The 24,060-nt window shown below is 64.6% G+C and carries 20 protein-coding genes; 17 read left to right on the forward strand and 3 right to left on the reverse strand.

The features are described 5' to 3' along the window. Positions 1–50: 50 nt before the first annotated feature. Positions 51–1,193, reverse strand: coding sequence for an acyl-CoA dehydrogenase family protein (locus tag FLQ03_RS01945; protein WP_144373050.1), 1,143 nt, complete (start codon positions 1,191–1,193; stop codon positions 51–53). Between the two features lie 191 nt (positions 1,194–1,384). Beyond that, a complete protein-coding gene (locus FLQ03_RS01950; RefSeq protein ID WP_144373051.1) occupies positions 1,385–2,569 on the reverse strand; it encodes an acetyl-CoA C-acyltransferase in 1,185 nt (394 codons plus the stop codon). Positions 2,570–2,706: 137 nt separating this feature from the next. Here FLQ03_RS01950 and arsN2 point away from each other — a divergent pair, with 137 nt between their 5' ends. The 3 genes from arsN2 to FLQ03_RS01965 are packed head-to-tail and all read left to right on the forward strand — an operon-like array spanning position 2,707 to position 4,966. Further along, the gene (arsN2, locus tag FLQ03_RS01955; protein WP_144373052.1) at positions 2,707–3,132 is read left to right on the forward strand and encodes an arsenic resistance N-acetyltransferase ArsN2; all 426 of its coding nucleotides are present in this window, start codon (positions 2,707–2,709) and stop codon (positions 3,130–3,132) included. A gap of 31 nt (positions 3,133–3,163) precedes the next feature. Next, on the forward strand, positions 3,164–3,592 hold the full coding sequence (locus tag FLQ03_RS01960; RefSeq protein WP_144373053.1) for a VOC family protein: 429 nt from the start codon (positions 3,164–3,166) through the stop codon (positions 3,590–3,592). 60 nt (positions 3,593–3,652) lie between these two features. Beyond that, positions 3,653–4,966 carry a serine hydrolase domain-containing protein gene (locus FLQ03_RS01965; RefSeq protein WP_144373054.1) on the forward strand — a complete coding sequence of 438 codons (1,314 nt, stop codon included), beginning with the start codon at positions 3,653–3,655 and terminating at the stop codon, positions 4,964–4,966. 78 nt (positions 4,967–5,044) lie between these two features. On the opposite strand, the gene FLQ03_RS01970 is transcribed toward FLQ03_RS01965, so the two are convergent. Next, positions 5,045–5,449 (reverse strand): MerR family transcriptional regulator, encoded by a 405-nt coding sequence (locus FLQ03_RS01970; RefSeq protein WP_144373055.1) that lies wholly within the window; start codon positions 5,447–5,449, stop codon positions 5,045–5,047. Between the two features lie 201 nt (positions 5,450–5,650). On the opposite strand from FLQ03_RS01970, the gene FLQ03_RS01975 reads away from it, so the two are divergent. The 14 genes from FLQ03_RS01975 to FLQ03_RS02040 all read left to right on the forward strand — a co-directional run bounded on the left by FLQ03_RS01975 (position 5,651) and on the right by FLQ03_RS02040 (position 23,952). Then, a complete protein-coding gene (locus FLQ03_RS01975; RefSeq protein ID WP_144373056.1) occupies positions 5,651–6,499 on the forward strand; it encodes a 3-hydroxybutyryl-CoA dehydrogenase in 849 nt (282 codons plus the stop codon). Between the two features lie 307 nt (positions 6,500–6,806). Next, on the forward strand, positions 6,807–8,789 hold the full coding sequence (locus FLQ03_RS01980) for an AMP-binding protein (RefSeq protein ID WP_144373057.1): 1,983 nt from the start codon (positions 6,807–6,809) through the stop codon (positions 8,787–8,789). Beyond that, positions 8,786–9,574 carry an ABC transporter ATP-binding protein gene (locus tag FLQ03_RS01985; protein WP_144373058.1) on the forward strand — a complete coding sequence of 263 codons (789 nt, stop codon included), beginning with the start codon at positions 8,786–8,788 and terminating at the stop codon, positions 9,572–9,574. Before FLQ03_RS01980 ends, FLQ03_RS01985 begins: the two co-directional genes overlap by 4 nt. Positions 9,575–9,684: 110 nt before the next feature. Next, positions 9,685–10,572, forward strand: coding sequence for a branched-chain amino acid ABC transporter permease (locus tag FLQ03_RS01990; protein ID WP_144373059.1), 888 nt, complete (start codon positions 9,685–9,687; stop codon positions 10,570–10,572). A gap of 3 nt (positions 10,573–10,575) precedes the next feature. After that, positions 10,576–11,640 (forward strand): branched-chain amino acid ABC transporter permease, encoded by a 1,065-nt coding sequence (locus FLQ03_RS01995; RefSeq protein ID WP_144373060.1) that lies wholly within the window; start codon positions 10,576–10,578, stop codon positions 11,638–11,640. 176 nt (positions 11,641–11,816) lie between these two features. Continuing rightward, positions 11,817–13,124 carry an ABC transporter substrate-binding protein gene (locus FLQ03_RS02000; protein ID WP_144373061.1) on the forward strand — a complete coding sequence of 436 codons (1,308 nt, stop codon included), beginning with the start codon at positions 11,817–11,819 and terminating at the stop codon, positions 13,122–13,124. A gap of 61 nt (positions 13,125–13,185) precedes the next feature. Beyond that, positions 13,186–14,004, forward strand: a complete 819-nt coding sequence (locus tag FLQ03_RS02005) for an ABC transporter ATP-binding protein (protein ID WP_144373062.1) — start codon at positions 13,186–13,188, stop codon at positions 14,002–14,004. 332 nt (positions 14,005–14,336) lie between these two features. Next, positions 14,337–15,572 carry a phenylacetate--CoA ligase family protein gene (locus tag FLQ03_RS02010; protein ID WP_144373063.1) on the forward strand — a complete coding sequence of 412 codons (1,236 nt, stop codon included), beginning with the start codon at positions 14,337–14,339 and terminating at the stop codon, positions 15,570–15,572. A 222-nt stretch (positions 15,573–15,794) separates the two neighbouring features. Next, positions 15,795–17,294, forward strand: a complete 1,500-nt coding sequence (locus FLQ03_RS02015; protein ID WP_144373064.1) for a CoA-acylating methylmalonate-semialdehyde dehydrogenase — start codon at positions 15,795–15,797, stop codon at positions 17,292–17,294. A gap of 65 nt (positions 17,295–17,359) precedes the next feature. Then, positions 17,360–18,520, forward strand: a complete 1,161-nt coding sequence (locus FLQ03_RS02020) for an acyl-CoA dehydrogenase family protein (protein ID WP_144373065.1) — start codon at positions 17,360–17,362, stop codon at positions 18,518–18,520. A 449-nt stretch (positions 18,521–18,969) separates the two neighbouring features. Beyond that, positions 18,970–19,749 carry an enoyl-CoA hydratase gene (locus FLQ03_RS02025; protein WP_144373066.1) on the forward strand — a complete coding sequence of 260 codons (780 nt, stop codon included), beginning with the start codon at positions 18,970–18,972 and terminating at the stop codon, positions 19,747–19,749. 167 nt (positions 19,750–19,916) lie between these two features. Further along, positions 19,917–21,038: an enoyl-CoA hydratase/isomerase family protein gene (locus FLQ03_RS02030; protein ID WP_144373067.1), complete on the forward strand. Its 1,122-nt coding sequence runs from the start codon at positions 19,917–19,919 to the stop codon at positions 21,036–21,038. A gap of 21 nt (positions 21,039–21,059) precedes the next feature. After that, on the forward strand, positions 21,060–21,947 hold the full coding sequence (mmsB, locus tag FLQ03_RS02035) for a 3-hydroxyisobutyrate dehydrogenase (RefSeq protein WP_144373068.1): 888 nt from the start codon (positions 21,060–21,062) through the stop codon (positions 21,945–21,947). A gap of 265 nt (positions 21,948–22,212) precedes the next feature. Beyond that, positions 22,213–23,952 (forward strand): DEAD/DEAH box helicase, encoded by a 1,740-nt coding sequence (locus FLQ03_RS02040; protein ID WP_144373069.1) that lies wholly within the window; start codon positions 22,213–22,215, stop codon positions 23,950–23,952. The last annotated feature ends 108 nt before the right edge of the window (positions 23,953–24,060 follow it).

The following is a 24,060-nucleotide window of genomic DNA, read 5'->3' on the forward strand; positions in this document are numbered from 1 at the left end:
GGCCCTTGTCACGTCTGCCCTGCGGCCAACCCTGGCCGCCAGCCCGGCACTTAGCGCAACGCGTCTTCCAGCGCCCGCGCAATCACCAGCTTCTGCACGTCCGACGTGCCTTCGTAAATCTGCGCCACGCGCACGTCGCGGTAGATGCGCTCCACCGGGTAGTCGCTCAGGTAACCGTAGCCGCCCAGCGTCTGGATGGCCGCCGAGCACACTGCCTCGGCCATTTCCGACGCCATCAGCTTGGCCATGCTGGACTCCTTCAGGCAAGGCTTGCCGGCGTCTTTCAACGCGGCAGCGTGCCACACCAGCTGGCGGGCCGCCTCCAGCCGCGCTGCCGCCTCGGCCAGACGGAAACCCACCGCCTGATGGCGGATGATGGGCTGGCCAAAGGTGTGGCGCTCGGTGGCGTAGCGGGTGGCAAACTCTAGCGCCGCCCGTGCCATGCCCAGGCACTGTGCGGCAATGCCGATGCGGCCGGATTCCAGGTTGGCCAGTGCGATCTTGTAGCCCTCGCCTTCCGCCCCCAGGCGGTGGCTGGCCGGCACCCGTACGTTATCGAACACGATCTGGCAGGTGTCCGACGCGTGCTGGCCCAGCTTGTCTTCCACCTTGGCCACGGTGTAACCCGGGGTGGCGGTCGGCACCAGAAACGCACTGATGCCCTTCTTGCCGGCTGCCGGGTCGGTTACCGCAAACACGATGGCCACGTCGGCGTGCTTGCCGTTGGTGATGAACTGCTTGACGCCGTTGATGACGTAATCGTCGCCGTCGCGCACGGCGCGGCTGCGCAGGTTGGCCGCGTCGGAACCGGCGTCCGGTTCGGTGAGGCAGAACGCCGACAGCCATTCGCCACGGGCGATGCGGCGCAGGAAAGTATCCTTCTGCCAATCATTACCGAAGCGCTCGATCGGGCCGCACCCCACCGAGTTGATGACCGAAATGATGGTGGACAGCGCGCCGTCACCGGCAGCGATTTCCTCGATCACCGCCGCCAGCGTCAGGTAATCGAAGCCGGCGCCGTCCCAGTCCGGCGATACCGTCAGGCCGAAGCAGCCCAGCTCGCCCAGCCCGCTCAGCGCCTGGCGCGGAAAGCTGTGCTCACGGTCCCACGCCGCCGCATGCGGTGCGACCTCGCTGGCCACGAAACGGCGTACCGCGTCCACGACCTGTTCTTGTTCTGTTGTCAGCAACATGCTGATTCCTTTGCTTTTCTATGCGTACTAGCGGCCAACCCTGCCTGTGCAGGCAAAGGCAAACCCTTTTGCCACGAAAGACACGAAAACCACGGACAAAACCTCCACAAGAACGCCGCCCATTTGGTGTTTTTCGTGGATTTCGTGGCTAAAAGATATCGGCCTGCGTGCCTTCCGTGGCAGAAAACAAGTTACACCAGCTCTACCGCCAGGGCGGTGGCTTCGCCGCCGCCGATACACAGGCTGGCCACGCCGCGCTTGCCGCCGCGCGCCTGCAGCGCCGCGATCAGCGACACCACGATACGGGCGCCGGACGCGCCGATCGGGTGGCCCAGCGCGCAGGCACCACCGTTGACGTTGACCTTGGCGTGCGGCAGACCCAGGTCGTGCATGGCGGCCATGGTCACCACGGCAAACGCTTCGTTGATCTCGAACAGGTCGACGTCGTCCGCCGTCCAGCCGGTTTGGGCAAACAGCTTTTGCATGGCGCCCACCGGGGCGGTGGAAAACCACGCCGGCTCGTGCGCGTGGGTGCTGTGGCCAACAATGCGCGCCAGCGGGGTCAGACCCTGCGCCAGCGCGTCGCTTTCGCGCATCAGCACCAGCGCGGCAGCACCGTCGGAAATGGAGCTGGCGTTGGCCGGCGTCACGGTACCGTCCTTGCGGAAAGCCGGCTTCAGCGTGGGGATCTTGTCCAGGTTGGCCTTCAGCGGCTGCTCGTCCACGCTCACCACCTCGTCGCCCTTGCGGCCGCTGATGGTGACCGGTGCAATCTCGCCGGCAAATGCACCGCTTTGGATGGCCTGCTGTGCACGGGTCAGCGACGCGATGGCGTATTCGTCCTGCGCGGCGCGGCTAAAGCCGTACTTGTCTGCGCAGGCTTCGGCAAACACCCCCATCAGCTGGCCCTTGTCGTAGGCGTCTTCCAGGCCGTCGAGGAACATGTGGTCCTTGATCTCGCCGTGGCCCAGGCGCAGGCCACCCCGTGCTTTCGGAATCACATACGGCGCATTGCTCATGCTTTCCATGCCGCCGGCCACCATCACCTTGGCCGCACCGGCTTTCAGCAGGTCGTTGGCCAGCATCAGCGCCTTCATGCCGGAACCGCACATCTTGTTGATGGTGGTAGCACCCGCCGCCAGCGGCAGCCCGCCCTTGATCGCTGCCTGGCGCGCCGGCGCCTGGCCTTGCCCGGCAGGCAGCACGCAGCCCATGATCACCTCTTCCACCGCATCCGGCGCAATGCCGGCACGTGCCACTGCGGCGCGGATGGCGACCGCGCCCAGGTCGCTGGCGCTCTGGCTGGCAAATACGCCCTGAAACCCACCCATGGCCGTACGGGCCATACCGACAATCACGATCGCTTCGTTGTGCATGATTCACGCCTCCGGTTAGATAACGTTTACGTTAACGTAAACATGGCAATCTTTTCAAGCCCGACACGGTACGCTGTGGCGTAGACACCGCAGCACAGATGGCATCATCATGATGCAGACAAAACAAGGTGACTACCATGCAAATCGACACCCTGGCCCAAGCCGAAGCCGCACAGCCACTGTTACACGCCGCCGGCCTGCCCTGCGACGATGTTTTCAGCCGCCCGGATCTCACCCTGTTCGGCATCCAGCAACACGGTCAATGGCTGGCGGTGGCCGGCATCGAGCGCCACCGTCACGACGGTTTGCTGCGCTCGGTCGCCACCGCGCCTGCCGCGCAAGGCCAGGGCCTGGCCAGCCACTTGTTGCAGCACGCCGAGCAGTGGGCCAGACACCAAGGCATGACCTCGCTTTATCTGCTGACGACCAGCGCCGCCCCCTACTTTGCCCGCCACGGCTACCAGCCACAGGTGCGCGAACAAGCACCGCAGGCCATCCGCCACAGCAAGCAGTTTGCCGGCCTGTGCCCGGCCAGCGCCACGCTGATGCACAAGACGCTGTGACACGCGGCCCCCCACCCTGCGGAGAAAAACCATGTTTTCGCACATCTGCATCGGCATCAACGACTTCGACCGCGCCCTCGCCTTCTACCGCCCGCTGATGCAGGCGCTGGGCATTCGCGAACGCTTTTGCGACCCGTCGCGACCGTGGGCCGGCTGGCAAAGCGAACCCGGCCCGCGGCCGTTGCTGCTGATCGGCAAGCCACTGGACGGCCAAACCGCCACGCCCGGCAACGGCCAGACCATCGCCCTGCTGGCGGCCACACGCAGCCAGGTGGACACAGCCTACCAGGCCGCACTGGCACACGGCGGCCGCTGCGAGGGCGCTCCCGGCCTGCGACCGCACTACCACGCACATTATTACGGCGCCTACTTTCGCGACCCGGACGGCAACAAATTGTGCGTGGTATGCCATGAGGCCGACGCCACCGCGACAGTCGGGCCAGACCGGACCACAACCTGACTTGCGGCCAACCCCGCCGCGACCAGCCCCTCCAACAGCCCTGCCCCGTGAAGGAATGCCATGCTTTCATCTCAAAAACACACTCTGACACTGCTGGGCAGCCTGCTACTGGCCAGTACCGCCCATGCCAGCAATACCCCGCCCGATGCCGCCGCCAGCGACCCGGCCACCTTGGGCTGGATGGTGGGTTCGCCACCACCCGCCGACAAGATCATCCGTTTCGAAGACGGCAGTTACTTCCGCTTTCCGCAAATGCGCTGGAGCGTGTCGCACTTTCGCCAGCTCATGCCCACCGTCAACATCTCGCGCGGGCTGGGGGCCACCACCACGCTGCCACGCGCACTGCGCAGCGATATCGACACGCTGACCTTCACCCCGACCGGCAGCAAGCAGCCCATCAGCTGGCAACAGTCGCTGGCGGCCAACTACACCGACGGCATGCTCATCCTGCACAAGGGCAAGGTGGTGTACGAACGCTACTTCGGGGTACTGAAGGCCGACGGCCAGCACGGTGCGATGTCGGTGACCAAAACCTTCATCGGCACCCTGGCCGCCCTGCTGGCGGCCGAAGGCAAGCTGGACCCTAGCCGCCAGGTAGCTCACTACGTACCGGAGTTGGCCGCATCGGCCTTTGGTAACGCCACCGTACGGCAGCTGATGGACATGACCACCGGCATCCGTTTCAGCGAAGACTACGCCGACCCCAAGGCCGAGGTCTGGGCGCACGCCGCAGCCGGCAACCCGCTACCCAAACCGGCGGACTATAGCGGGCCGCGCAGTTACTACGAATTTCTGACGACCGTACAGCCCGAAGGGCAACACGGCGAGGCCTTCCACTACCGCACCGCCAATACCGACGCGTTAGGCTGGGTGCTGACCCGTGTCAGCGGCCGCAACGTGGCCGATTTGCTGTCCGAACGCATCTGGCGGCGGCTGGGTGCCGAGCAAGACGCCTACATGAGCGTGGACAGCACCGGCACGCCGTTTGCTGGCGGCGGCCTGAATGCCGGCCTGCGCGACCTGGCGCGCTTTGGGCAGATGATGTTGCAGCAAGGGCAATACAGCGGGCAGCAGATCCTGCCGCGCAGCGTTATCGCCGACATCCGCCGTGGCGCCAGCCAGGCCGACTTTGCCAAAGCCGGCTACAGCCAGCTCACCGGCTGGAGCTACCGCAATATGTGGTGGGTCAGCCATAACGCCCACGGCGCGTACATGGCACGCGGCGTGCACGGCCAGGCGCTGTATATCGACCCGACAGCCCAGATGGTGATTGCGCGTTTTGCCAGCCACCCGGTAGCCGGCAATGCGGCCAACGATGCCACCTCGCTGCCGGCCTACCATGCCGTGGCCCGTCATTTGATGGGGCTGCACTAGGGTCGGTACGCGCTGGCCAACAACAAAAAGCCGCAGCACCCGCTGCGGCTTTTGCATGCCTACCACGATCAGGCCGGCTTACTCCGGCAAGCCGCCGCTGCGCTTTTCCATCCAGTGCTCGCACTGTGCCTTCAACTGGCCGATTTCGCGCAGCACCAGCTGGATGTCCTGCATCTGCTGCGTCAGCTGCTGTTCGCGGCGGGTCAGGATATCGACAAACTTCATCAGCTGCGGCTCGTCGTTGTTGGCCGCATCGTACAGCTCGAACAGCTCGCGGATTTCCTGCAGCGACAGGCCGATGCGCTTGCCGCGCAGCGTCAGCATCAGGCGCACGCGGTCGCGGCGCGAGTAGATGCGGCGCTGGCCCTGGCGCTCCGGGGTGAGCAGCCCTTCCGACTCGTAAAAGCGGATGGCACGGGTGGTCACGTCGAACTCCTGTGCCAGTTCGGAAATGCTGAATGTGCGGTCTGCTGCTGCAGTCACGTCGTCTCCTGATTCTGTGCGGACGGTGAAAAAAGCCGATGAAGCGTCGCCATATTGTAATACGGCGACGCCAAGCCGGCACGCTGCCAGCCTGCCGCCGCAACAAACCGAAACACGACCTGCTTGCGATGGCCAATAAGTTTACGTTAACGTAAACTAGAACTTATTGCCAGATCGGCAACATCCGAAGGAGAGCAAGCAATGACATCCCGCAGCGTAGGCGTGGTAGGAGCCGGCACCATGGGCAACGGTATTGCCCAGGTTTTTGCCCAGGCAGGCTTTAACGTGATCATGACAGACGTATCGCAAGCCGCACTGGACCGCGGCCTGGCCGCCATCAGCAGCAGCCTCAGCCGGCTGGTGAAGAAAGGCGTGTTCAACGACAACGAGGCCGTGTCCATTCTGTCGCGCATCCGCGGCAGCACCGCGCTTGCCGATCTGGCCGGTTGCGAACTGGTGGTGGAAGCCGCCACCGAAAACGCGCAGATCAAGGAGCAGATTTTCCGCCAACTGGCCGACGCGGTACCGGCCGACACCCTTCTGGCGTCCAACACTTCGTCGATCTCGCTGACCACCATCGCCTCGTGGGTGAAAAAGCCGGAGCGCGTGATCGGCATGCACTTCATGAACCCGGTGCCGGTAATGCAGCTGGTGGAAATCATCCGCGCGCTGCAAACCAGCGACGACACCCACGCCCGCATCCACGCCCTCAGCCTGGAATTGGGCAAGACCCCGGTGACGGTAAAAGACGGCGCCGGCTTCGTATCCAACCGCGTGCTGATGCCGATGATCAACGAGGCCGCCTTCGTGCTGTACGAAAACCTGGCCAGCGCCGAAGACATCGACACCGTGATGAAACTGGGCATGAACCACCCCATCGGCCCGCTGGCGCTGGCCGACCTGATCGGGCTGGATACCTGCCTGTCGATCATGGACATCCTGTACCGCGAGTTCCGCGATTCCAAATACCGCGCCTGCCCGCTGCTGGTGCAGCTGGTAGCCGCCGGCCACTTGGGCCGCAAGAGCGGCAAGGGTTTTTACCGTTACTGATCAAGCCGTTCCGTCACCGCGCCGCCGGCGTTGTGACGGAAGCGCCACATGGCGCAGTGCAATATCCGTCTATCCTATTGCAACCCTGTTGCATAAAACTGAGCGCTTGCTTTAGCTTACACCCATCAAGTTGACGTTTACGTCAACGACAAGGCCACAAGCCTTGCATCACCTGCGCAGCCCACCCCCCGCTGCCGCCCTGTTTGTCCCGGTTTGATTGCTGCACTACCCGCAAAGCCCCGCCAGAGGGCTGCTTGTACCCCGGCTGCGCTTGCGGCCAACACAAGAACCCAGGAGACACAAAGAGATGGCAAAGCCTGAAACCCTTCGCCCTGCCGCTGCCCAGGAAAGCGTGCCCGACACCTTTCCCAAGCTGCTGCAAGCCCACGCCGCCCAGCGCGGCAAGCGCCCCGCCATGCGCGAGAAAGACCTCGGCATCTGGCAAACCTGGACCTGGGAACAGGTAGCCGCCGAAGTGCGTGCCCTGGCCCTGGGCCTGGCGGCCAAGGGCTTCAAGCGCGGCGACCGCCTGGCGGTTGTAGGCGACAACCGCCCGCGCCTGTACATGGCGATCATGGCGGCACAAAGCATGGGCGGCATTCCGGTACCGCTGTACCAGGACGCGGTGGCGGAGGAAATGGTGTTTGCGCTGGCCGATGCCGGGGTGGCAATGGCGGTGGTGGAAGACCAGGAGCAGGTAGACAAGCTGCTGGAAATCCGCGACCGGCTGCCGGCGCTGCAGGCCATCGTCTACGACGACCCGCGCGGCATGCGCCACTACCAGCACGATGGCGTGTACGACATGGCCGAGATCCTTGGCGCCGGCCGCATCCATCACGACGAGCACCCGCTGTTCTACCAGAGCATGCTGGAAATGGGCCGCGGCAGCGACCCGGCCATCATGCTGTACACCAGCGGCACCACCGGCAACCCCAAAGGCGTGCTGCACACCTACGACAGCATGATCATCACCGCGCGCAATGCGGCCAACCTGGAAGGGCTGACCGAGCACGAAGAAGTGCTGGCCTACCTGCCGATGGCCTGGGTGGGCGACAACCTGTTTTCCTACGCCCAGTCGCTGGTGACCGGCTTTTGCGTGTCGTGCCCGGAAAGCAGCGACACGGTAATGACCGACATGCGCGAGATCGGCCCCAGCTACTACTTTGCCCCACCGCGCGTGTACGAAAACCTGCTGACCCAGGTGATGATCCGCATGGAAGACGCCGGCCGCTTCAAGTACTGGCTGTTCCATTACTTCATGAACCACGCCCGCCGCGTGGGCACCGACATCCTGGAAGGCAAGCCGGTAGGCTTCTGGGACCGCCTGGGCTACAAGCTGGGCGAATACCTAGTGTACGGCCCGGTGAAGAACGTGCTGGGTTTCACCCGCCTGAAGCTGGCCTATACCGCAGGCGAAGCCATCGGCCCCGAACTGTTCGACTTCTACCGCGCCATCGGCGTCAACATCAAGCAGCTGTACGGCCAGACCGAGGCCTACGTGATGGTGTGCGTACACCCCAACGACAAAGTAAAGCCGGACACCGTGGGCGTGCCGGTGCCCGGCGTGGAAGTGAAAATTGCCGACAACGGCGAGGTACTGTTCCGTGGCCCCGGCACCTTCCACAGCTACTGGCAGCGCCCGGACGCCACCAGCGAAACCCGTAACGACGAAGGCTGGGTGTTCAGCGGCGACGCCGGCTACTTCGACGAAGATGGCCAGCTGAAGATCATCGACCGCGCCAAAGACGTTGGCCGCCTGCGCGACGGCAGCCTGTTTGCGCCCAAGTACCTGGAAAACAAGCTGAAGTTCTTCCAGCACATCAAGGAAGTTGTCGCCTTCGGCGACGGCCGCGACTACGCCACCGCCTTCATCAACATCGACCTCACCGCAGTAGGCAACTGGGCCGAAAAACGCGGCCTGGCCTACACCGGCTACACCGACCTGGCCGGCCAGGAGCCGGTGTACGAGCTGATCCGCGAGTGCATCGAGAAAATGAACGCCGACCTGGCGCGCGACCCCAAGCTGCACGGCAGCCAGATCAAGCGCTACCTGATCCTGCACAAGGAGCTGGACGCCGACGACGGCGAGCTCACCCGCACCCGCAAGGTACGGCGCAAGTTCATCGCCGAACGCTACGCACCGCTGATCGAGGCCCTGTACGACAACAGCCGCGAGTGCAGCATCGACACCGTGGTGAAATTCGAAGACGGCCGCAGCGGCCAACTGCGCGCCACGCTGCAGATCCGCGACGCCCGCACCTTTAGCGCCATCAGCCAGGAGGCCGCATGAACCCGCACCGCAAAATCGGCGACGTCATCCTGCAAGCCGACGCCATCTCGCTGTCGTTCGGCGGCGTGAAAGCGCTGACCAACATCAGCCTGGAAGTACGCGAGCACGAGATCCTGTCCATCATCGGCCCCAACGGTGCCGGCAAGAGCTCCATGCTCAACGTGATCAACGGCGTCTACCACCCGCAGCAGGGGCGCGTGGTGTACCGCGGCCAGGCGCGCGAGCGCATGCGCCCGCACCAGGCAGCACGGCAAGGCATTGCGCGCACTTTCCAGAACATCGCCTTGTTCAAGGGCATGAGCGTGCTGGACAACATCATGACTGGCCGCAACCTGAAGATGCGCGCCAACTTCATCCAGCAGGCGCTGTACTGGGGCCGCGCCCAGCGCGAGGAAATGGCCCACCGCGCCTACGTGGAAAAGATCATCGACTTCCTGGAAATCCAGCACATCCGCAAAACCCCGGTCGGCCGCCTGCCCTACGGCCTGCAAAAACGGGTGGAGCTGGCGCGCGCGCTGGCCGCCGAACCCAGCCTGTTGTTGCTGGACGAGCCGATGGCCGGCATGAACGTGGAAGAAAAGCAGGACATGTGCCGCTTCATCCTCGACGTCAACGACGAGTTCGGCACCACCATCGTGCTGATCGAACACGACATGGGCGTGGTGATGGATATCTCCGACCGCATCGTGGTGCTGGACTACGGCAAAAAGATCGGTGACGGCAGCCCGGACGAAATCCGCGTCAACCCCGACGTGATCGCCGCCTACCTCGGCGGCAGCCACTAACCCCCCAGCCTGCAGCCCAACCCGTGCCCGCGCGGCACGGACGCCCTCGCCTTGCCGGCAAGCAAGACAGGGGCATGCAAGATTGGCCGCAGACATGAAAGGAGCAAGTCATGGAATGGCAGTTTTTTCTGGAGGTGCTGGTGGGCGGCCTGCTTGCCGGTGTGATGTATTCGCTGGTGGCGCTGGGCTTCGTGCTGATTTACAAGGCGTCCGGCGTGTTCAACTTTGCCCAGGGCGCGATGGTGCTGTTTGCCGCGCTGTCGTTCGTGTCCATCCAGGCGATGGGGGTGCCGTTCTGGCTGGCGCTGCTGCTGACGCTGGTGCTGATGGTGGCGCTGGGCGTGGGCATCGAACGCGTGGTGCTGCGCCCGCTGGTGAACCAGCCGCCGATCACCCTGTTCATGGCCACCATCGGGCTGTCCTTCTTTCTGGAAGGCATGGCGCAGATGGTGTGGGGCACCGACGTGCACGGCTTGGAGCTGGGCATTACCGACGAACCATTCGACGTAGCCGGCGTGTTCATTTCCAAGTTCGACCTGTTCGCCGCTGCCGTCGGCGGCACGCTGGTAGCGGCACTGGCGCTGTTCTTCAGCAAGACCAAGCTGGGCCGGGCGCTGCGCGCCGTGGCCGACGACCACCAGGCCGCGATGTCGGTCGGCATTCCACTGAAACACATCTGGGCCATCGTGTGGGGCGTGGCCGGCTTTGTGGCGCTGGTGGCCGGCTTACTGTGGGGTTCGCGGCTGGGCGTGCAGTTTGCGCTGACGCTGGTGGTGCTGAAGGCCTTGCCGGTGCTGATTCTGGGCGGCTTTACCTCGATTCCGGGCGCCATTGTCGGCGGCCTGATCATCGGCGCCGGCGAGAAGCTGGCAGAGGTGTACCTGGGGCCGTTCCTGTCCGGCGGCATCGAAAACTGGTTCCCGTACATGCTGGCGCTGCTGTTCCTGCTGGTACGTCCTGAAGGCCTGTTCGGCGAAAAACACATCGAGAGGGTGTAAACCATGTTCTACCGTGAATCGGGGCAGTTCAAGAGCAGCTACGCGGCCGACGCCGCCATCTTTACCATCGCACAGGACCGCAGCTTCATGCTGGCGCTGCTGGCGCTGGCCTTCGTGGCCGTACCGGGGCTGGCCAGCGACTACCTGCTGTCCGGCATCCTGATCCCGTTCCTGATCCTGTCGCTGGCGGCGCTGGGGCTGAACATCCTGACCGGCTACGCCGGCCAGCTGTCGCTGGGTTCGGCGGCCTTCATGGCGGTGGGGGCGTTCGCTACCTACAACTTCATGATCCGCATCCCCGGCATGCCGCTGCTGCTGGCGCTGTTCCTGGGCGGGCTGTGCGCGGCGCTGGTGGGGGTGGCGTTCGGGCTGCCGTCGCTGCGCATCAAGGGTTTTTACCTGGCGGTGGCCACGCTAGCCGCGCAGTTCTTCATCGAGTGGGTGTTCACCAAGTTCAGCTGGTTCAGCAATGACAGCAGCTCCGGCGTGATCAGCGCCCCGGCGATGCAGATCTTCGGCTACGCCATCGACACCCCGGCCAGCAAATACCTGCTGACGCTGTCCATCGTCGCTTTCATGGCGCTGGCGGCCAAGAACATGGCCCGCGCCAGCATCGGCCGCGCCTGGATGGCGGTGCGCGACATGGACGTGGCCGCCGAGGTGATCGGCATCCGCATGCTGCGCACCAAGCTGCTGGCGTTTGCCATCAGTTCGTTCTACTGCGGCGTGGCCGGCGCGCTGTACGCCTTCGTGCTGCTGGGCACGGTGGACGCGCAAGCGTTCGACCTGCACCGCTCGTTCCAGATCCTGTTCATGATCATCATCGGCGGCGTCGGCAGCATCCTGGGGTCGTTCCTGGGCGCCGCCTTCATCGTGCTGCTGCCGATCTGCCTGAACCTGGTCGGCCAGCTGTTTCACGGCGCCATCAGCACGCAGTTTCTGGCCAACCTGGAAATGATGCTGTTCGGCGGCCTGATCATCTTCTTCCTGATCGTAGAACCGCACGGCCTGGCGCGGCTGTGGCAGATCGCCAAGGAAAAACTGCGCGTGTGGCCGTTCCCGCATTGATTGCTCTTTGCCACAGAAAACACAGAAAAACACAGACATAGCCACTTCAGTGCCGCCAACACCTGACGGCCAACCCTTCCATGTTTTCCGTGGATTCTGTGGCAGAAAAAGTATTTGAAAGGTTGGCCGCAAACCAGCCACCCAGCAGCAACACAACAACATCCGGAGAGATCACCATGAAACAGACCATCATCGCCGCATCCCTGGTACTGGCCACCGTGGCCGGCAGCGCCATTGCTGCCGACCAGTTCATCCCCATCCCCAGCTACCGCGTGGGGCCGTACGCGTCCGGCGGCGCCAAGTTCTACGGCGGCATGATCGACTACCTGAACTACGTCAACCTGAAGGAAGGCGGCGTCGGTGGCGTGAAGCTCACCTACGAAGAGTGCGAAACCGAATACAAGAACGACCGTGGCGTAGAGTGCTACGAGCGGCTGAAGGCCAAGAACGGCGGTGCCAGCGCCTTCAACTTCATGTCCACCGGCATTACCTACGCAGTGATGGATCGCGCCGACAAGGACAAGATCCCGCTGATGACCATGGGCTTCGGCCGTGCCGACGCGCAGGATGGCCGTGCCTTCAAGTACACCTTCCCGCTGATCACCAGCTACTGGAGCCAGGCCACCGCCAAGATCCAGTTCATCGGCCAGCGCCTGGGCGGCATGGACAAATTGCGCGGCAAGAAGATCGTCAACCTGTACCACGGTTCGGCCTACGGCAAGGAAACCATTCCGGTGCTGGACGCCATGGCCAAGAAGCACGGCTTCGAGCTGAAACACATCGAGGTGCCGGCGCCGGGCACCGAACAACAGTCGCAGTGGCTGGACATCCGCCGCGAGCGCCCGGACTTCGTGGTACTGCGCAGCTGGGGCGTGATGACGCCGGCAGCGCTGAAATCGGCGCAGAAAGTGGGCTACCCGCGTGAGCAGATCGTGTCCAACTGGTGGGGTGGCTCGGAAGAAGACGCCATCGCCGCCGGCGACGCCGCCAAGGGCTACATTGCCGGCAGCTTTGCACTGGACGGCAAGCAGTTCCCGGTGATCCAGGACATCGAAAAAGTGGTGTACGGCGCCGGCAAGGGCAACCTGTCGGACAAAGGCTTCATCGGCACCGTCAACTACAACCGCGGCGTGGTCAGCGGCATCCTGATGGTGGAAGCCATCCGCGCCGCGCAGAAGAAATACGGCGCCAAGACGCTGAACGGCGACCAGATCCGCTGGGGCATGGAAAACATCAACATCGACGCCAAACGCCAGCAGGAGCTGGGCGTGAGCGACATGTTCCCGCAGGTGCGCACCAGTTGCCAGAACCACGAAGGCAGCGGCTACACCCGCTTCATGCAATGGGACGGCAAGGACTGGAAACCGGTATCGGGCTGGATCAAGGCCGACACCAGCGTCACGCTGCCGCTGATCAAGGCCTCGGTCGAAAAATACGTGCAGGAAAAAGGCATCACCCTGCGCGATTGTGCCGCCGAGAAGTAAGCCACCCCCACCAGACCCACCCGGCCGGGGCAGCTGCCCCGGCCCCGGAAGGAGCCACGCCATGCAAGCAACGCCTACGCCCTACCTGCTGTCGGTCAACAATATCGAAGTCATCTACAACCACGTGATCCTGGTACTCAAAGGCGTGTCGCTGGACGTACCGGAAGGCCAGATCGTGGCGCTGCTGGGCGCCAACGGTGCCGGCAAAAGCACCACGCTGAAAGCCATCTCCACCCTGCTACGCTCGGAACGCGGCGACGTCACCAAAGGCAGCATCGAGTTTCGCGGCCAACGTATCGACGCGTTGACGCCGGACCAGCTGGTGCGCCAGGGCGTGGTACAGGTGATGGAAGGCCGCCACTGCTTTGGCCACCTCACCGTGGAAGAAAACCTGCTGACCGGCGCCTACACCCGTGCCATCAGCCGCAGCGAGATCAAGCTGGCGCTGGAGCGCATCTACCATTACTTCCCGCGCCTGAAAACCCGGCGCCAGAGCCAGGCCGGCTACACCAGCGGCGGCGAGCAGCAGATGGTGGCCATCGGCCGCGCCATGATGGCCGACCCGCGCATGATCCTGCTGGACGAACCGTCGATGGGGCTGGCGCCGCAGATCGTGGAGGAAATCTTCGAGATCGTGCGCGAGCTGAACGAAAAGGAAGGCGTCAGCTTCCTGCTGGCCGAGCAGAACACCAATGTGGCGCTGAAATACGCCCACTACGGCTACATCCTGGAAAACGGCCGCGTGGTGATGGACGGCAGCGCCGACGACCTGCGCAGCAACGAGGACGTGAAGGAGTTCTACCTGGGCCTGGGCGGCGACGGCCGCAAGAGCTTCCGCGACGTCAAGCACTACCGCCGCCGCAAACGCTGGCTGGCGTGATGTTTTGCCACGGAAGCAACGGCTAACCTTTTGCCACGAAAAACACGAAAGACACGAAAAACCCGGCAAACCAAGAACGCCATGCGCGTATCGCTGCGGCGCTAGCGGACCGGGCGGCTGCCGGATGCCGTTCGTGAGATGCCTGACGAAGCATGCATGGCTTCATGCCGTGCCATCCTGCAGCAGCGTCGTTCCCGCACCCTGCATGCGGTGCATCACGCGGCCTGGTGACACCTGGGGTTGGCTTTTGTTCGTGTTTTTTCGTGGATTTCGTGGCCAGAAACAGCTGCCGCGACGGCCACGACGCATCCATCAACCAGGAAACCGCCACCATGCCCCATCTCGACGCACTGGAAACCCGCGCCCACAGCGACCGGCTGGCTGCGCTGCTGGCACGCCTGCCGGCCCAGCTGGCGCACGCCAAAACCCATAGCCCGGCCTACGCCCGCCTGCTGGCCGACGTAGACTGCCAGCGCATCACCAGCCTTGCCGCGCTGGCCACGCTGCCGCTAACGCGCAAATCGGCGCTGTTGGCCGCACAGCAGGCCAGCCCGCCGTTTGGCGGCTTTGCCACGCTGCCCCCCGGCCAGATGGCGCGGCTGTTTGCCTCGCCCGGCCCCTTGTACGAACCCCAAGGCCAACACGGCAACGGCTGGCGCCTGCAGCGCGCCCTGTACGCCGCCGGCTTTCGCGCCGGCGACGTGGTGCACAACGGCTTTTCCTACCACTTCACCCCCGGCGGCTGGATGATGGACGCCGGCGCCCGCGCGCTGGGTTGCGCGGTGTTTCCCGGCGGCACCGGCCAGACCGAGCTGCAAGTGCAGGCCATGCGCGACCTGGGCGCCAACGGCTACACCGGCACGCCATCGTTCCTGAAACTGATCCTGGAAAAAGCCGAACAGCTGGGCGTGGCACTGCCGCGCCTCAACAAGGCACTGGTCAGCGGCGAAGCACTACCGGCCAGCCTGCGCGCCTGGTTTGCAGAACGCGGCGTCACCGTGTTCCAGTGCTACGCCACCGCCGACCTGGGGCTGATCGCCTACGAAAGCCAGCCCGGCGCCGGCATGGTGGTGGACGAAGACGTGCTGCTGGAGCTGGTCAGCCCCGGCAGCGGCCAACCCGTCGCCGACGGCGAGGTCGGCGAGGTGGTGGTCACCACCTTCGACAGCGCCTACCCGCTGCTGCGCTTTGCCACCGGCGACCTGTCGGCCACGCTGCCCGGCCCGTCGCCGTGCGGGCGCAGCAATGTGCGCATCCAGGGCTGGCTGGGGCGCGCCGACCAGAGCGCCAAGGTAAAGGGCATGTTCGTACACCCGGAGCAAGTCCACACGGTGGCCGCCCGCCACCCGCAGCTGGGCCGCGTGCGGCTGGTGATCCGCCAGCTCGACCACCAGGACCAGATGACGCTGCACGCCGAGTGCCCTGCCCCGCACGACGCCGCCACCCTCGATAGCGTGGCCGCCACGCTGCGCGAGCTGACCAAGCTGCGCGGCGAGGTCTGCCTGTGCGCGCCTGGCAGCTTGCCGGCCGACGGCAAGATCATCGCTGACGAGCGCAGCCTGGCCTGATCGGCTAGCTGCTGGCCGGTGTGCGGGCGATGGCAGCATCGCTCTCCGATACCGCACCGGCCAGCACGGCTGTACCACTACCGCCACACGCCCCTTGTTTTCCGCCTGCGGCCAACATGCAAGGTGGAAAAAACCAAGCACTTGCTTTAATTTGATGCTTAATTGACGTTTACGTTAACGTATACTCAAACCGTGCCCACACGGCCTCACAGGAGAACACCCATGTCGCACCTGCCCACCGTCAAGCTGCTGATCGGCGGCGAATTTGTCGAATCGCGCACCACCGAATGGCGTGAGGTCGTGAACCCGGCCACCCAGGAAGTGCTGGCGCGCGTACCGATGGCCACCGCCGACGAAGTGGCCGCCGCCATCGCTGCCGGCAAGACCGCGTTTACGCGCTGGAAGAAAACCCCGATCGGCACCCGCGCCCGCATCTTCCTGAAGCTGCAGCAGCTGATCCGCGACAACATGAAAGAGCTGGCCGCGCTGCTTACCGCCGAACAGGGCAAAACCCTGGCCGACGCCGAGGGCGACATCTTCCGCGGGCTGGAAGTGGTGGAACACGCGGCCAACATCGGCACCCTGCAGCTGGGCGAGTACGCCGAAAACGTGGCCGGCGGCGTGGACACCTACACCGTGATGCAGCCGCTGGGCGTGTGCGCCGGCATTACCCCGTTCAACTTCCCGGCCATGATTCCACTGTGGATGTTCCCGATGGCCATCGCCACCGGCAACACCTTCGTGCTGAAGCCGTCGGAACAGGACCCGCTGGTGACCATGCGGCTGGTAGAGCTGGCGCTGCAGGCGGGCGTACCGGCTGGCGTGCTGAACGTGGTGCACGGCGGGCCGGACGTGGTGAACGCGCTGTGCGACCACCCCGACATCAAGGCCATCAGCTTTGTCGGCTCCACCCGCGTCGGCACCCACGTGTACAACCGCGCCAGCCTGGCCGGCAAACGCGTGCAGTGCATGATGGGCGCCAAAAACCACGCCATCGTGCTGCCGGACGCCAACAAGGAGCAGGCGCTGAACCAGCTCACCGGCGCCGCCTTTGGCGCGGCCGGCCAGCGCTGCATGGCGCTGAGCGTGGCCATCCTGGTGGGCGAGGCGCAACAGTGGCTGCCGGACCTGGTGGCCAAGGCACAAAGCCTGCGCGTAGGCGCCGGCATCGACAACCCGGACCTGGGCCCGGTAATCAGCTGCGCTGCGCGCGAGCGCATCCACGGCCTGATCGAACGCGGCGTCGCCGAAGGCGCCACGCTGGCGCTGGACGGCCGCCAGGTCAGCGTAGCCGGCTACCCGCACGGCAACTTTGTCGGCCCCACCATCTTCAGCGACGTGAAGCCGGGCATGAGCATCTACGACCAGGAAATCTTCGGCCCGGTACTGTGCCTGATGGCCGCCGACACGCTGGACGAGGCCATCGAGCTGATCAACGCCAACCCCAACGGTAACGGCACCGCCATCTTCACCCAGAGCGGCGCCGCCGCCCGCCGCTTCCAGGAAGACATCGACGTCGGCCAGGTGGGCGTCAACGTACCGATTCCGGTGCCGGTGCCGCTGTTCAGCTTTACTGGTTCGCGCGCCTCAAAGCTGGGCGACCTGGGCCCGTACGGCAAGCAGGTGGTGCTGTTCTACACCCAGACCAAGACCGTCACCAGCCGCTGGTTCGACGACGACGCCAGCAGCGGCAAGGTGCAGACCACCATCTCGCTGAAGTAAGTGCCGTCGCGCAGCGGGCAATACAGCCTGCTGCGCTTGCAATAGATCAGGCAAAAGGAAACACGATGGACTTTGCACTCAGCGACGAACAGCTGGCCTTCCAGGACAGCGCCCGCGAGTTTGCCCGCTGCGAGCTGGCGCCGCACGCCGCACACTGGGACGAACAGGAAATCTTCCCGCTGGACGTGCTGCGCCGCGCCGGTGAAATGGGCTTCTGCGGCCTGTACACCCCCACCGAATACGGCGGCCTGGGCCTGCCGCGACTGGACGCCGCCATCATCTTCGAGGCGCTGGCCGCCGGCTGCACCAGCACCACCGCCTACCTCACCATCCACAATATGGTGAGCTGGATGATAGGCAGCTTTGCCCGCCCCGACGTGGCGGCAGAATGGGTACCGGCGCTGGCCGCCGGGCACAAGTTTGGCAGTTACTGCCTCACCGAGCCGGGCGCCGGCTCCGACGCGGCCAACCTGCGTACCCGCGCCGAGCGCGACGGCGAACACTACGTGCTGAACGGCAGCAAGGCCTTCATCAGCGGCGCCGGCAGTACCGACGTGCTGGTGGTGATGGCACGCACCGGCGGGCCGGGCGCCAAAGGCATCTCGGCACTGGTAGTGCCGGCCGACCTGCCGGGCATCCAGTACGGCAAGAAAGAAAAGAAAATGGGCTGGAACAGCCAGCCCACGCGCACCATCACCTTCGACAACGTGCGGGTGCCGGCGGCCAACCTGCTGGGGCAGGAAGGCCAGGGCTTCACCTTCGCCATGAAAGGGCTGGACGGCGGCCGCATCAACATCGCCACCTGCTCGGTGGGCACCGCCCAGGCCGCGCTGGAAGCCGCCACCCGCTACGTGCAGGAACGGCAGCAATTTGGCCAGCCGCTGGCCGAGCTGCAAAGCGTGCAGTTCCGCTTGGCCGACATGGCCTGCGAGCTGATTGCCGCGCGCCAGATGGTGCGCCTGGCCGCCTGGCAGCTGGACAACGGCAGCCCCGACGCCACCGCCTACTGCGCCATGGCCAAGCGCCTGGCCACCGACACCGGCTTCAAGGTGGCCAATGAAGCGCTGCAACTGTTTGGCGGTTATGGCTATATCAAGGAGTACCCGCTGGAACGCTATGTACGCGACAACCGCGTGCACCAGATTCTGGAAGGCACCAACGAGATCATGCGCGTCATCACCGCCCGCCGCCTGCTGCAAGACGGCGCGCTGGACAGCCTGCGCTAAAGAGCAAAGGCAGATTGGCCACGAAAACACACAAAAGGCACAAAAAAAACGAGGGCAAGCCGGGCAGATCACACAACAGCAGCCTGCCTTTTCCGTGCCTTCGGTGCATTCCGTGGCAAAAGAGAAAACGCACTGTTACTTAGCCACAGCGAGCCCTTTCGTGTTTTTTCGTGGGGTTCGTGGCCAACAAGCAGATGCCGTACCGAGGTTAAAGGCAAAAACAGATTGGCCACGAAAACACGCGAAAGGCACGGAATAAACGAGGGCAGCCCGAGCTAATCACACAACAGCGGCCGCCTTTTCCGTGCCTTCGGTGTCTTCCGTTGCAAAAACAAAACGCACTATTACTTAGCCACAGCGAGCCCTTTCGTGTTTTTTCGTGGGGTTCGTGGCCAACAATCAGATGTTACTTAGCTAGCAATTCGACAGCACAATCAGGAAACCACACCATGTCCTACACCAACCTCAACGTGGAAAAGATCGGCCACACCGCGCTGGTCACCATCGCTAACCCGCCGGCCAATACCTGGACGCTGGACAGCCTGCAGGCCCTGCAGCAGCTGGTGGCCGACCTGAACGCCGACCGCAGCATCTACGCACTGGTAATCACGGGCGAAGGTGAAAAATTCTTCAGCGCCGGCGCCGACCTCAAGCAGTTTGCCGACGGCAACAAAGGCCACGCCGCCAGCGCCGCCATGGCCTTCGGCGCCGCCTTCGAGGTGCTGTCCGGCTTCCGTGGCGTCAGTATTGCCGCCATCAACGGCTACGCCATGGGCGGCGGGCTGGAGTGCGCGCTGGCCTGCGATATCCGCATTGCCGAAGAGCAGGCGCAGATGGCGCTGCCGGAAGCCGCCGTCGGCCTGCTGCCGTGCGCCGGCGGCACGCAGAATCTGCCGTGGCTGGTGGGCGAAGGCTGGGCCAAACGCATGATCCTGTGCGGCGAGCGGGTAGACGCCGCCACCGCGCTGCGCATCGGCCTGGTGGAAGAAGTGGTAGCCAAAGGTGGCGCCCGCGACGCAGCGCTGGCGCTGGCCGACAAGGTTGGCCGCCAGTCGCCGGTGGCGGTCAGCGCCTGCAAGACGCTGGTGCAGCGCGCCCGCTACGCGCCGCCGGCGGCCAACCTGATCCACGAGCGCGAGCTGTTTACCCAGCTGTTCGACAGCGAAGACCAACGCGAAGGCGTGAACGCCTTCCTGGAAAAACGCACGCCGGTGTGGAAGAACGCCTGATCTTTTTTTGCCACGAAAAACACGAAAAGCACGAAAGTAAAACCAACCCGGCTACCGTTGGCAGACAGTAAAAAACCTGAGCCATGCGGAGAAATGTTTCGTGTCTTTTGTGGTTTTCGTGGCAAGACGGTTTTCGTATCAACACCTCGCCATTACCAAGGAACCCCATGAACGAGCTTGTGCTGTTTGACGAAATCGCCACCACCGCCGGCATGCGCCTGGGCGTGGCCACGCTGAACGCCGAAAAGGCGCTGAACGCGCTGAACCTCGACATGATCCGCTTGCTGGACGCGCGGCTGTCGATCTGGGATGCCGACGACGGCATCGCCGCCGTGCTGCTGCGCGGTGCTGGCGACAAGGCCTTTTGCGCCGGCGGCGACGTGCGGGCGCTGCGCGACGCGCTGCTGGCCGACGACTGCTACCCCAACCCGGTGGCCGAAGACTTCTTCACCCGTGAGTACGCGCTGGACTACCGCATCCACACCTATCGCAAACCGCTGCTGGTATGGGGCAGCGGCATCGTGATGGGCGGTGGCCTGGGCCTGATGGCCGGCGCCAGCCACCGCGTAGCCACCGCCAGCACCCGCATCGCGATGCCGGAAATCACCATCGGCCTGTACCCGGACGTGGCTGGCAGCTGGTTCCTGCAACGCATGCCGGCCAAGAGCGGCCTGTTTCTGGGCCTGACCGGTGCGCCGCTGAACGCCCGCGACGCCCTACTGGCCAACCTGGCCGACCACATCCTGCCACAAAACGGCTGGGACACGCTGCTGGCGGCGATGGCTGCCAGCCACTGGCAGGCCGACCCGGCGGCCAACCATGCCCGCCTCACCGCTTTGTTGGGCGAGCTGGAAAACCTCAACGCCGACAGCGTGGCCGAGAGCGCACTGCAACGCAATCTGCCGGCCATCCACACGCTGATGAACAAGGGCTCGCTGCACGCCATCGACCACGCGCTGCGCCACACGGCTTTCGAAGACCCGTGGCTGGCCGCAGCCGCCAAGACCTACCTGGCCGGCTGCCCCACCAGCGCCGCCGTCACCTGGGAAATCTTCCGCCGCGCCCGCCACCTGTCGCTGGCCGAGGTCTTCCGCATGGAGCTGGCGCTGTCGCTGAACTTCTGCGCCGGCCCGGAATTCCGCGAAGGCGTGCGGGCGCTGCTGGTAGACAAGGACCGGCAGCCGAAGTGGGCCCGCCCCACGCTGGCCGACGTGGACAACCACACCGTGGCCGGCCACTTTACCCAACCCTGGCGCGCTGCCGACCACCCGCTGGCCGCGCTGGCCTGATCACCGAAGCAAGGACACAAAATGACGCATATCGCATTTATCGGCCTGGGCAATATGGGCGGCCCGATGGCGGCCAACCTGGTGAAAGCCGGCTACACCGTCAACGGTTTCGACTTATCGGCTACCGCGCTGGAACACTTTGCCGCCGCTGGCGGCCGCCCGGCAGACAGCGTGGCCCACGCCACTGATGGCGCCGAGGTCATCATCTCGATGCTGCCCGCCGGCCAGCACGTGGAAAGCCTGTACCTGGGCGAAAGCGGTCTGTTTACCCGCCTGCCGCCCGGCACGCTGGTGATCGACTGCAGCACCATCGCCGCCCACACCGCGCGTGGCGTGGCCGAAGCCGCCGCCGCGGCTGGGCTGCGCTTTCTGGACGCGCCGGTGTCCGGTGGCACCGCCGGTGCCGCCGCCGGCACCCTCACCTTCATGATCGGCGGCGATGCGGCCAACGTGGAAGCCGCGCGCCCGCTGCTGGCCAGCATGGGCAAAAACCTGTTCCACGCCGGCGCTGCCGGTGCCGGCCAAACCGCCAAGGTGTGCAACAACATGCTGCTGGGCATCCTGATGGCCGGCACCGCCGAAGCGCTGGCGCTGGGCGTACAAAACGGGCTGGACCCGGCCGTGCTGTCGCAAATCATGGGCAATAGTTCTGGCAGCAATTGGGTGCTGGACCGCTACAACCCGTGGCCCGGCGTGATGGACACGGCCCCCGCCAGCCGTGGCTATAGCGGCGGTTTCATGAGCGAGCTGATGCTGAAAGACCTGCGCCTGGCCAGCGAAACCGCCAGCCAGAGCCAGGCGGCCAACCCGATGGGCAGCCAGGCGCAGCAGCTGTTTGAGCAGCACGTGGCGGCCGGCAACGGCAAGCTGGACTTCTCCAGCATCGTGCAGCACTTCACCGCACGCTAAGGCGCCGGCCACGCACCGGCATACGGCTGCCAAGCTGCCTTGATGGCGCTGGGCAGCCGTTGCATTTTGAATATTTGCTATAAAACCATGCGGTTTGCTCACATGGCAGCGCTATTCAATGTACACTTGCATCTTCGCGTCCCCACCAATCAACGCGACACCCCTCTGGCCAGGCAGCCTGCCGGCCCACCCCTTGAACTAATTGATTTGTCCGCCCGGATTGGTATTGCCATTGCAATGGGCAGACACCCTGATTGCACAATAAATGTCCGAACTGACTTTTGACGCACTAGGTCTGGCCGAGCCGCTGCTGCGTGCCGTGGCCGACACCGGTTACACCAGCCCCACCCCGATTCAGGCGCAAGCCATTCCGCAGGTGCTGCAAGGCGGCGACCTGTTGGCCGCCGCCCAGACCGGCACCGGCAAGACTGCCGGCTTCACACTGCCGCTGCTGCACCGCCTGATGGACAAACCGTCCAAACAGAAAGGCCGTCCGCGCGCGCTGGTACTGACCCCCACCCGCGAACTGGCCGCCCAGGTTGAAGAATCGGTCCGCGAGTACGGCAAATACCTGCCGCTGAAATCGATGGTGATGTTCGGCGGTGTCGGCATCAACCCGCAAATCGCCGCCCTGCGCAAGCCGGTAGACATCCTGGTGGCCACCCCGGGCCGCCTGCTGGACCACGCCGGCCAGAAAACCGTCGACCTGTCTGGCGTAGAGATCCTGGTGCTGGACGAAGCCGACCGCATGCTGGACATGGGCTTCATCCACGACATCAAGAAAGTGCTGGCCCTGCTGCCGGCCGAACGCCAGAACCTGCTGTTCTCGGCCACATTCTCGAAAGAGATCAAAACCCTGGCCGACAAGCTGCTGAACCAGCCCAAGCTGGTAGAAGTGGCCCGCCCGAACCAGACTAACGAACAGATCACCCAGAAGGTGCATCTGGTGGACCGTGACCGCAAGACCGAACTGCTGATCGAAATGATCAAGGCCGGTGACTGGCACCAGGTACTGGTCTTCACCCGCACCAAACACGGCGCCAACCGCCTGGCCGAGAAACTGGAAAAAGCCGGCATCGCCAGCATGGCCATCCACGGCAACAAGAGTCAGGGTGCGCGCACCAAGGCGCTGGCCGGCTTCAAGGACGGCAGCCTGCCGGTACTGGTCGCCACCGATATCGCCGCCCGCGGCCTGGACATCGAAGAACTGCCGCACGTGGTGAACTACGAGCTGCCCAACGTGCCGGAAGACTACGTACACCGCATCGGCCGTACCGGCCGTGCCGGCTGCCAGGGCGAGGCCATCTCGCTGGTATGCGTCGACGAGCTGGGCTTCCTGCGCGATATCGAAAAGCTGACCAAACAGAGCATCGAACGCTTTACGGTACCGGGCTTCGAAGCGGACCCGGACGCCGAGCCGCAAGCCATCGAAATCGGCCTTGGCCGCTACATCCACGGCGCCCTCACCCCGACCACCGCCCCCAAAGGCGGTAGCAACAACCGTCGTGGCGGCGGCAACAACAACCGCCAGCGCCAGGGCAAACCGGCTGCCGACAAGGCAGAAGGCCAGGCGCAAGAAAAACGCGCCCCGCGTGCTGCCAAACCGGCAGGTGAGCAAGCAGCACAAGGCGCCCGCAAGCCCGCTGGCCAGAACGGCGAAGGCCGTCGCAACGGCCAGGGCGGCAAGCCGCGTGGTGATGCGCAGCCGCAGCAAGCCAAGGCCGCCGACAAAGCGCGCCAGCGTCAGGAAAAACCGCGCAACAAGCAGCCGCAGGGCGAGCCGAACGGCAACTTCTACTACGATGACGGCCCGCGCCAACCGACGCTGACCATGCACGAACTGGGCATGGGCACGCTGCCGACGCGCAAACCGCGCCAGCAAGCCGGCAACGGCATGGGCCAGCCGGCGCGCAACCAGGGCGGCCAAGGCTTCGGCAATGGCCGTGGTGGCAAACCGCGCCAGCAGCAATCGGCGCTGTTCAGCGCGCCGAAACGCAAGCCGTAAGCAGCGGCGGCACACGCCACAAAAAACCCCTGACAGCGATCGCGGTCAGGGGTTTTTTCATGCCACAAGCACAGGCGGGTTTGTCTGCCCTGCGCTCAGCTCGTGCAG

Origin of the sequence: Vogesella urethralis (assembly GCF_007644045.2) — a bacterium.
In the GTDB taxonomy this organism is placed as follows: Bacteria; Pseudomonadota; Gammaproteobacteria; order Burkholderiales; family Chromobacteriaceae; genus Vogesella; species Vogesella urethralis.

What these genes read in the sequence shown, in the direction of transcription:
- FLQ03_RS02030 (WP_144373067.1), top strand. Translation starts at nt 19,917, where the DNA reads ATGAACGAGCTTGTGCTGTTTGACGAAATCGCCACCACCGCCGGCATG.
- FLQ03_RS02020 (WP_144373065.1), top strand. Translation starts at nt 17,360, where the DNA reads ATGGACTTTGCACTCAGCGACGAACAGCTGGCCTTCCAGGACAGCGCC.
- FLQ03_RS02015 (WP_144373064.1), top strand. Translation starts at nt 15,795, where the DNA reads ATGTCGCACCTGCCCACCGTCAAGCTGCTGATCGGCGGCGAATTTGTC.
- FLQ03_RS02025 (WP_144373066.1), top strand. Translation starts at nt 18,970, where the DNA reads ATGTCCTACACCAACCTCAACGTGGAAAAGATCGGCCACACCGCGCTG.
- FLQ03_RS02040 (WP_144373069.1), top strand. Translation starts at nt 22,213, where the DNA reads ATGTCCGAACTGACTTTTGACGCACTAGGTCTGGCCGAGCCGCTGCTG.
- FLQ03_RS02000 (WP_144373061.1), top strand. Translation starts at nt 11,817, where the DNA reads ATGAAACAGACCATCATCGCCGCATCCCTGGTACTGGCCACCGTGGCC.
- FLQ03_RS01995 (WP_144373060.1), top strand. Translation starts at nt 10,576, where the DNA reads ATGTTCTACCGTGAATCGGGGCAGTTCAAGAGCAGCTACGCGGCCGAC.
- FLQ03_RS01985 (WP_144373058.1), top strand. Translation starts at nt 8,786, where the DNA reads ATGAACCCGCACCGCAAAATCGGCGACGTCATCCTGCAAGCCGACGCC.
- FLQ03_RS02010 (WP_144373063.1), top strand. Translation starts at nt 14,337, where the DNA reads ATGCCCCATCTCGACGCACTGGAAACCCGCGCCCACAGCGACCGGCTG.
- FLQ03_RS01975 (WP_144373056.1), top strand. Translation starts at nt 5,651, where the DNA reads ATGACATCCCGCAGCGTAGGCGTGGTAGGAGCCGGCACCATGGGCAAC.
- FLQ03_RS01965 (WP_144373054.1), top strand. Translation starts at nt 3,653, where the DNA reads ATGCTTTCATCTCAAAAACACACTCTGACACTGCTGGGCAGCCTGCTA.
- FLQ03_RS01990 (WP_144373059.1), top strand. Translation starts at nt 9,685, where the DNA reads ATGGAATGGCAGTTTTTTCTGGAGGTGCTGGTGGGCGGCCTGCTTGCC.
- mmsB (WP_144373068.1), top strand. Translation starts at nt 21,060, where the DNA reads ATGACGCATATCGCATTTATCGGCCTGGGCAATATGGGCGGCCCGATG.
- FLQ03_RS01950 (WP_144373051.1), bottom strand. Translation starts at nt 2,569, where the DNA reads ATGCACAACGAAGCGATCGTGATTGTCGGTATGGCCCGTACGGCCATG.
- FLQ03_RS01945 (WP_144373050.1), bottom strand. Translation starts at nt 1,193, where the DNA reads ATGTTGCTGACAACAGAACAAGAACAGGTCGTGGACGCGGTACGCCGT.
- FLQ03_RS01980 (WP_144373057.1), top strand. Translation starts at nt 6,807, where the DNA reads ATGGCAAAGCCTGAAACCCTTCGCCCTGCCGCTGCCCAGGAAAGCGTG.
- arsN2 (WP_144373052.1), top strand. Translation starts at nt 2,707, where the DNA reads ATGCAAATCGACACCCTGGCCCAAGCCGAAGCCGCACAGCCACTGTTA.
- FLQ03_RS02005 (WP_144373062.1), top strand. Translation starts at nt 13,186, where the DNA reads ATGCAAGCAACGCCTACGCCCTACCTGCTGTCGGTCAACAATATCGAA.
- FLQ03_RS01960 (WP_144373053.1), top strand. Translation starts at nt 3,164, where the DNA reads ATGTTTTCGCACATCTGCATCGGCATCAACGACTTCGACCGCGCCCTC.